At 67.5% G+C, this 2073-nt stretch carries 4 protein-coding genes; 3 read left to right on the top strand and 1 reads right to left on the bottom strand.

The annotated features are described in order from the left end of the window. From WA967_RS01620 to WA967_RS01610, 3 genes are all read left to right on the top strand, one after another. Positions 1–134: hypothetical protein (locus WA967_RS01620; RefSeq protein WP_424419157.1), on the top strand; the 134-nt coding region annotated here is incomplete at its 5' end. 74 nt (positions 135–208) lie between these two features. Further along, positions 209–1144, top strand: coding sequence for an NUDIX domain-containing protein (locus WA967_RS01615; protein WP_424419156.1), 936 nt, complete (start codon positions 209–211; stop codon positions 1142–1144). A 20-nt stretch (positions 1145–1164) separates the two neighbouring features. Beyond that, positions 1165–1764, top strand: coding sequence for an AAA family ATPase (locus WA967_RS01610; RefSeq protein ID WP_424419155.1), 600 nt, complete (start codon positions 1165–1167; stop codon positions 1762–1764). Positions 1765–1798: 34 nt separating this feature from the next. On the opposite strand, the gene WA967_RS01605 is transcribed toward WA967_RS01610, so the two are convergent. Then, the coding region (locus WA967_RS01605; RefSeq protein WP_424419154.1) for an HNH endonuclease signature motif containing protein at positions 1799–2073 on the bottom strand (275 nt) is incomplete at its 5' end.

The following is a 2073-nucleotide window of genomic DNA, read 5'->3' as shown; positions in this document are numbered from 1 at the left end:
TCGTGCTGTTCACAACAGGGTTCCTCGACCCGGGGTACCGCCGGTACATCCAGCGCAGGCTGCGCGAGCTGTACTCGTTCGAGGGCACGCCCATCGTCATCAACATGCGCGTGCGGGAGCGCCGGCGCCGGTAGGGCTCCTCCGCACGGGCGCTGACACTCTTCGACTTGATCGCCGCGTGCCCGCGACGCTGTGAAAAGCTGGAGGGGTGTCGATCATCCCTGCTGTGCCCGGTGAACCGCGACGCCCGCAGGGGCCGCGCGACCCGGGCGACGCGTGGGTGGTCGCGGAGACGGGGGAGAAGTACTGGGGTCGCTTCGGCGCCGCAGGCCTGTTGGCGTTCGATCCGCAGCGAGGCGTGCTGCTGCAGCACAGGGTCGGTTGGAGCCACTACGGCGGCACGTGGGGCATTCCGGGTGGGGCGCTGCACGAGGGCGAGTCGCCGTTGCGCGGTGCGCTGCGTGAGGCTCAGGAGGAGGCCGGGATCCCCGACGGCGCTGTGCGTGCGCGGTTCGCGAGCGTGCTGGACCTTTCGATCTGGTCGTACACGACGGTGATCGCCGATGTGCTCGAGCCCTTCGACCCGGTGATCAGCGACCCGGAGAGTCTGGCGCTGGAGTGGGTGCCGGTGGATGAGGTGGATCAGCGTCCGCTGCATCCGGGGTTCGGGGCGGCCTGGACTTCGCTGCGCGCTCTGCTGCCAGTGCGTCCGGCTGTGGTGGTGGATGCCGCCAATGTCGTGGGCTCGGTGCCGGACGGCTGGTGGAGGGATCGTGCCGGTGCGGCTTCGCGGCTGAGGGACCGAGTGTCGGCGTGGACCACCGGCGGCGTGTCCGCTGCCTTGCTGGGCCTGGGTGCGGACCGTTGGTATCCAGGAGTGTCGCTGGTCGTGGAGGGCGCGGCACGGGCCATCGCGGATACCGGCCGTGGCGGGACGAATTCGGATGCCGTGGACCACGGCCGCGTGGAGGTCGTGCGCGCCGCCGGAGCTGGCGACGATGCGATCGTCGACCAGGCCCGCCGGCTTCTAGGGGGTGGGCTGTCCGTCGTCGGCGTCACCAGCGATCGGGGGCTGCGAGCACGCCTGGAGGGCATCGGGGCGCGCGTCGAGTCCGCGGGATGGCTGCTGGAGCAGCTGGCCTGAGGGACCTGATGGCAGACCCCATGAACGTGATCGCAACGTCGGTCAACGCGATTGCACTGCAGCAGCGCCGGGTGCTGGTCGGCATCGATGGCGTCGATGGCAGCGGTAAGACCCGCTTTGCCGCTCGGCTGGCAGACAGCCTGGGATCGTCGTGCTCGGCAGTGATCCACGTGGATGACCATCTGAACGCTCCTGCGATTCGTCACGCGAGGGGAAGACACTCTCCTGAGGGCTTCTGGTTGGACACATACGACCTTGGCTCATTGACCCGCACAATCGAGGACGTGGTCGCTCGCTCCGGAAAGGGGAGCACCGTGGTCGTGGAGGGCATGTTCCTTCATCGCGAGGAGTTGAGATCGCAATGGGACTTCTCGGTCTTCCTCGATGTACCGTTCGCTGTTACGGCAGCGCGGATGGCCGTGCGCGATGGCACGCATCCGGACCCTGAGCATCCCTCCATGAACAGATATGTCGGCGGGCAACGGCTCTACTTTCGGACTGCGCGACCCTGGCAGTGGGCGGATGTCGTCGTCGACAACTCGGTTGATGTCGGCGCAATCATCCAGCCGGAGGACAGCTCCGCAGCGCGGTTGTACTCGGGCGGTACTGCCGAAGATTGAGTCATCGGTCGGAGCCCCGTCATTCCTGGTGTGTTCAGAAGGGTGATCTGGCTTGTTGTGCGGTGAGGGGCTGGTCGGGCCAGGTGATGCTGGTGCGGAGGGTGTCGGTGGGGATGAACATGACGCGGGACTGCTCGAAGTCGGGGTAGGTGGTGCCGGTAGGGCTGGTCCATTGCACGGCACGGTCGCTGGTCTGCCGGGCGGTCCAGCGGGCGAGGTCGGGCAGGGTGGGGTGCTTGAGCCCGTGGTGGGTCTTGCAGAAGTACGCCAGGTTGTCGATGCTGGTTTCGCCGCCTTGTGCCCAGTCCT

The sequence above is a fragment of the Microbacterium sp. genome, assembly GCF_049650565.1.
Classification (GTDB): Bacteria; Actinomycetota; Actinomycetes; order Actinomycetales; family Microbacteriaceae; genus Microbacterium.
Note: the sequence above shows the minus strand (reverse complement) of the source record. Positions and strands in the feature narration are given on the sequence as shown.